This is a genomic window from bacterium (genome assembly GCA_030655055.1).
Classification (GTDB): domain Bacteria; phylum Edwardsbacteria; class AC1; order AC1; family EtOH8; genus UBA5202.
In genome coordinates, this window is record JAURWH010000124.1 from 1 (window position 1) to 6,187 (window position 6,187).

Annotated in this window: 3 protein-coding genes; all 3 read right to left on the bottom strand. The window is 49.0% G+C overall.

Translation table 11 applies throughout. The features are described from left to right. The coding region (locus tag Q7U71_05950) for a hypothetical protein (GenBank protein MDO9391300.1) at positions 1–1,294 on the bottom strand (1,294 nt) is incomplete at its 3' end. Positions 1,295–1,328: 34 nt separating this feature from the next. After that, positions 1,329–4,739: a type IX secretion system sortase PorU gene (gene porU, locus Q7U71_05955; protein MDO9391301.1), complete on the bottom strand. Its 3,411-nt coding sequence runs from the start codon at positions 4,737–4,739 to the stop codon at positions 1,329–1,331. A gap of 796 nt (positions 4,740–5,535) precedes the next feature. Further along, the coding region (locus Q7U71_05960; protein ID MDO9391302.1) for an A24 family peptidase at positions 5,536–6,187 on the bottom strand (652 nt) is incomplete at its 5' end.

Sequence of the window (6,187 nt, forward strand, 5' to 3'; positions counted from 1 at the left end):
GGTACTGGCTCTGCTTTCGTCCGACCGGAGCCTGTTGGCGGACAAGATGCGTATCTGCCAGTATGTTGTTGTTCAGTTCATCCAGCCACAACTGTTGCTCTGCTTCGGCTAATGGGCCTTCTCCTTTATATTGTAAAAATACCTGTCCCACGGTCTCCCTTGTCTTTTCCCTGAGATAAGCCGCCAGTGTATCATTGTTGTTGCCGGATGTAAAATGGTTGATGGTTCCGGCGAACAATGATTCCAACGCCATCCGGTTAAGCAAACGCAGGTCTTCCGGCGAAAGCTCGGCTGTTTGAAGGTTCAGCAAACCGGGATAAGACTGGAGCAAAAGATCCTGGTTCCATGTGTACAGCGCTCCGCCACTGAGATTTTTCCCGGCCAAAGCTAGAGTCCCGGGCTTTAAAACTATATTTTTAAACCGCTGTTCTTTGTAAAAATCAGCCTGCCGGCAGACAGTGGTAAGAGCTGCGGCCAAAACAGATCTAAGACTGTCAGGATTTTTGTCCTGATATCTTTGGGCCAGTAATATTTTTGTTTTTCCAGCCATCTTTCCGTAAATGTACTGGGACACCGGATCGGCCTGGCTTTTGATCTTCTGGGCCAGACCCTGGGGTTCTGAAACGTTTGAGGACGCAAAGCCCAGACTGTCCGGGATCATCCGGTATTTGGCCAGTATGTTAGCAGCTGTTTCCGGCATTGGCCCGCCGCTCCAGGCGGCGGCTTGATAAGTGGTCGGATCATTTATCCGTTTGTTCAAAGCGAACACAATAACAGCCTTGGTCTGGCTGTCCAAAACCTCTCCTGTTTTGTGCCCGGAGATGACGGCTCGGACATCTTCATTTAACAGGGGGAATATTATTCTGCCGGCCAATCCGGCGGTATCGGTCAAAACAGCTGTGAAACTATCCCAGTCGGCGATGTCGCTCTGAGATAACAGTGGAGAACCGTAAAGGTTTATGATCATTCCTTCGGCATCACTAAGATCAGCCCAGGCAACAGCATTTCCCTCAGGAGAATCCTTGAAACTGTTAAGGAACCGGTTCCAGTCCCTGATATCCTGGTAATTTAACAGCGGGTCATTCCTTTTCAGGAAGGCCAAGCCGGCCGGATTATAATAGGTGGCGGTGGCGTCATCGGCGATGGCGCAAAAGGCGCTGCCCATCCCGCTGGGCCGGGCACCGGGCCGGATCATCAGAAATATGGCGCCTCCTTCCGATATGGCCCAGGCTTGCGCGGTCGACAATATGATCATCGCGACGGTCAGTAACAGCTTGATCTTTGTGGTTGTCATTTCTGTCATCTCCAGTTTATTATTAATATTATTCTTATTTCATCACCACGAGTTTGCCTATCTTGCTGGCCTCGCCAGCTGCTCCCTTGACCGAGACCTTATAGAAATAAACACCATTGGCCAAAAGGTCCCCGTCGGCATCGCGTCCGTCCCAGTATATTTGATTGTAGCCGAAGCTCCGGCCGCTTTGAGTCAGAGTTTTGATCATTCTACCGCCGATGGTATATATTTTTATGGTAACATCGCCTTCCTGATACAGATTGAATGTAAAGCAGGTGCTTTGTTTGAAAGGGTTGGGATAGTTATAGACGCCGTCAATTTTATTTGATGTTTCCTGTGATGAAACTTTCAAATTCATATCCAAAACACCCTTTTTCCCCGTCAGATCGTAAGCCGTGAATCGAAATCTGTGAAGCCCGCTATCGGCAGCGACGGACCAGGTTGTCCGGCCGGCGACGGCGCTGCCAATGTCAAACACAAAATCGTTGCTGATGTTATAAAGTTTACTGCCGTCGATAAGCAACTGCACCTGGTCGGTCTGGGAAGCTGAGAAGGGGATTATATTGAGACCCCGATCATCGCTGATGTTAACGCTCAGCTGGGAGGATTTCCCCACCTGGTCCCCGTCAGCCAACTTCACCTCGTTGGCCCATAATTCAATCTTTGGTTTGGCTGTGTCGGACAGGAAAGCAGTATCTATCCCTCCGATCCACAGGCTGCCAGGCAAAAATCCGCTGGCATCCGAGTTCGGTCCCCAGGAATAACCCCCCAGTCTTGCTCCAGACAGGGTCTCAGAACGCAAAGATGAGATGTTGGGTAAAATGAAACTGGCATTCAAACTATCGTTTTGGACCACTGCCCCAAACTTGATCAGTGGCTGGCCTGGGATCATAAATGTCAGTGTGGGCGTAAACAAAGAACTATCCCTTCGGGAAACATCATAAAGGGTCAGCAGGGCCTGGCCGTTAAAGGAAACTGGCCGCCCGCTTATTTTACCTTTTACCGAATAAAGCCCCCGGCTTTTTAAGGTGTCATCGCTAAGAACCAAGCTGCAAACATCGGCAGGTTTGCGCAGATACAGGGCCGGATCTCCCATTAATATGTAGAGGGAATTACCTCCGGAGGCAAGTTTGCCTTGATAAAATGCCTGCCCGATATCATACGGACGGTTAAATAAGCTGTCATAAATGCCCTTGGCCAGATTAAAATTGCCATTGGAATAAGTCCCTCTGGTGGCGCCGACGGTGGCAATGGCCCCGCCCCCGCTTTTGACCACCAGCGAGGTGCCGATGGATTCGTAGCGGTTCATGTCGAACCGGGAAGTTCCGCAGGTTCCCATGACCACCAGGGGTAATTTGTCGTCGTTGGTAAGATTAGCCACGTCGGTGTCCCGGAAATACCACTCATGGCCCCAAACCCAATAGGCGCCGTGTCCAAAGAAGTTAATGATCCCCGCCCCTTGATTCCAATGGCTGATAAGAGCATTACGAGCATCTGGTTTGTGGCCTTCCGAGTCCTTGGGATATTCCCGCATTGCCCCATACACTTTAGTTGTCTCGTAGCTTTTGGGCAAAATATTTTGGGCCAAATATTCCGAATCAGTAGTATGTATTGTTTCCCCGGCGTATGTGCCATTAGATACAAATTCATCATCAGCCATTAAAATGGCCCGATTGCTCCACTGAAGATCACCTGACGCTGATTTATAACTTGATGATTTTGATACAACATTCCATGCCTCATCGGCGTTCTTGGCAGGGATCCGGGCCAAGAGAAGCTGCGGCAGGACTACATTATTCAAGCGAACGTACCAATCGTCAAAGGAATAAAAGAGATATTCACCCAACTCTGATTTCAATTCATCTTCCTGATGGGTGGGAATGAAATTATGCCGGCCCCAGGTTTTGTCAATCTCCCGGTAATCATAACTTCCATCCCCGAACAAAAGACACCTTTTGGGATTAGAACCGCTGGAGTTCAGATAAATATGATCAAGAAACTTGCGAATGGCTGAAGGGTCTTTAAGACCAAAACTGAATTCATTGTATATCCAGGAAAGTTTTACAGCCGCCATAGGCTGCAGACGGGTTTCCTCGGCATGCATTGCCAGCAAAGCCTGGGACTGGGGCCAGAATTCATCGGCGGTTATTATCAGATAATTTGTGGTTAAATACTTTTGTCTAAGACCCTGGGGCACATACGGCTCTATTTTTACCGGTCGTTGCCATCCGGGACCGGCAGCGGCCCAGTAAAGACGGTTTTTTTGCCAGTCATCTTCAAATTCCGAATAAGATTGATAGATGTGATCGCTCTTGATACCTACTGGTCTTTCCGGGTTGCTGACATCCAGAATCAAAAGACTGTCGCTGGCAAAACCGGTCAGGTGAAACAGGTAAGGCTGTCCGGTCAGCGAATCGGCCCGGAATTTTAGATTGTAATTAAAGGCTTGATAGTTTCGGCGGTAATAAACTTCGAACCAGTTTAAATATACAATATCCACAGTATCGGCATTGCTTCGGTCCAATTGAAGGTTAAAGGTGTTTTCCGAGGCCGAAATAGCAGACAAAGCCAATGAATCAGTGACTGGAATTAGTTTAGGAGCATTCGGATCAGGATCATCACTCCAAATTTGTGTGTTAGAATAAATACCGTTAAGGCCCCAGTTTAAATGGTGTTTTCCTTGGATACCTGGCCGATGATTTATTTTTATACCTGCCGGGCCCGGCATTGCATAGGACAAGTCAAACGACAGGCCGTAGTCCCGGTAATTTTCCGCTGTCGTCCGTTTCATGTTTAACCAGTACCACAGTTCCCCCGAATTGAATGGATTGAAGGCATCCTGTTCAAAGTGCAAACTATCGTCAAAACTTTGGGGAGTAACGTAATTTGAGGATATAGGACGGCAGTCGCGCTCAGCCATCCTTGAACCGGCGGCGCCGCCCCAGCAAAGCCAGTAGCTGTTGGTATCGCCGTAAGGATTGTAATAATGGCCGTTAAACAGGGCGCTGTTCTTATCCCACCCGGCCAGACTTTGCCCAAAAAAGAATATCTGGTCGCCGTCATCAAATTTGCCGTCCTGCTCCCCTTTAACCAAAATATTCATCTGCTTTAAGGTGTCTGTCGCCGGGCTGTAGGCCTTTGAAAAGGCCCGGGACCCGCCATTGTAAATTTTAATGGTCCGGGGATCTATGATATCGGGGTTGATGCCGTTCCGTTTCAGGTAGTTGTAATCCAGCCGGTATATCCCCTGGCTGACCACCGATAATTTATACCAGACGCTAGCGCTGGCAAAAGGGTCTTCGGCCTTGGTTCCGGCCTTGGAAGGTTCCGTCAGCCAGTTTTTTGACTGTTGGTAATTGATTATTTGATCGGCCAGGATCGGCCCGTAAACTTCATCCTCCGCGGCAACCCCGGGTCGGCCGGGAATATCCCAGGTCACCTGCATCTGCATTCTGCTGTAAACCCTTAATTTTCGTAAACTCGGTTCATATTGTAAAGGATGAACTTTCACCAGAGCCACCCGGTTACGCCGAAGCATATCCAGTGCATGAAGTGTTACATTCGTTTGCGGCGACAATCCCTTGGCTTGATAGGATCTGTCGTTCTTGCGATAGACATACCCTCCCAAGTCATCCTTTCCCGTTGCCTCCAAATACGGTACCGGAGCCAGGTCTATGTCGGAATATTCTTCATATTCTCCGGAGATCATTTTAACTTCCACTCGGGCATTCGGGGGAACGCCCACCATCAACTGCTGGTACAAACTTATGGGTTGGCCCGGCTCACCTTCAGTTTGGCAACCGGAGATTCCGGGTATGGTCTGCCCCTGGGTATTCTGAACCAGACTGACAGGTGCTAACTGACAGGAGATCAAAGCGCCCAGGTCATCCGACTTCAAAAGCTTTATCTGGGCCGTGACCGTGGCGGACATGAACCCAATTGTAAAAATTATTATGTAAATTTTTTTGATCATAAAATATAAAATTAAAAGCCGGCATCAATTGACTGATACCGGCTTAATATGGCAAAAAATATTGCCAAAATAGATAATGCCGAGCCGATATCAGGGTACGGTAAAAAGGCGATTCTGATATTTTCCAAATCCCTGTTTAATCCCTGACATTGAACGGCTCTAATACAAATATCTCCTTGTGGCTTCTTTTGTTAACATAATAACTATAACCTAAAACAGGCGATTTGTCAAGAGTTTGCGGTTAAGTTTGTGATGATATTTTGCCGGGTCATCGAACCAGCAAAGCCGAATAAAATCCCCAGATGGTTTTCCCGGCCATCAAAGCTATCAAAGCCCCCATTGCCAAGAACGGCCCGAAAGGCACCATGGCTTTGGCCGGCTGATCCTTGGGGGTACCTTCAAATACTTCCGAGGTCTTTTTCAGCCTACCCAGCAGCATCAGGGGAACCCCGGCCAAAGTACCCAGCAAGAAAGAAAGGAACAAGACCATCAGTACTGCCTGCCAGCCGACAAAAGCCCCGATGAAGGCCGCCAGCTTTATGTCCCCGCCTCCCATGGCCTCCTGTTTGAATATCTTTTCCCCGCCCCAGGCCGACAGCCAGATCAATCCTCCTCCCATCAGAACCCCCATCAGACTATCCAGCCAGGCCCAGACCGCAAAAGGGTCATTGTGCCCAAAGATGGAAAGATTGAAGACCGGATAAAAGGTCCCTGCCACGCCAAAAGCCAGGCCCAGCCCAATCCCGGGAAGGCTCAGCAGATCGGGGATGATATAATGCCTTAAGTCTATGGCCGAGATCACCAGCAAAGCCCATAAAAAAGGCAGGTATCCGGCCAGGCGCCAGTCCAAACCGAGTTTCAGATAAGCAGCGGCAAACAACAGCCCTCCTGCAAGCTCCACTAAAGGGTATTGCAGGGAG

What these genes read in the sequence shown, in the direction of transcription:
- porU (MDO9391301.1), bottom strand. Translation starts at nt 4,739, where the DNA reads ATGCAGGTGACCTGGGATATTCCCGGCCGACCCGGGGTTGCCGCGGAG.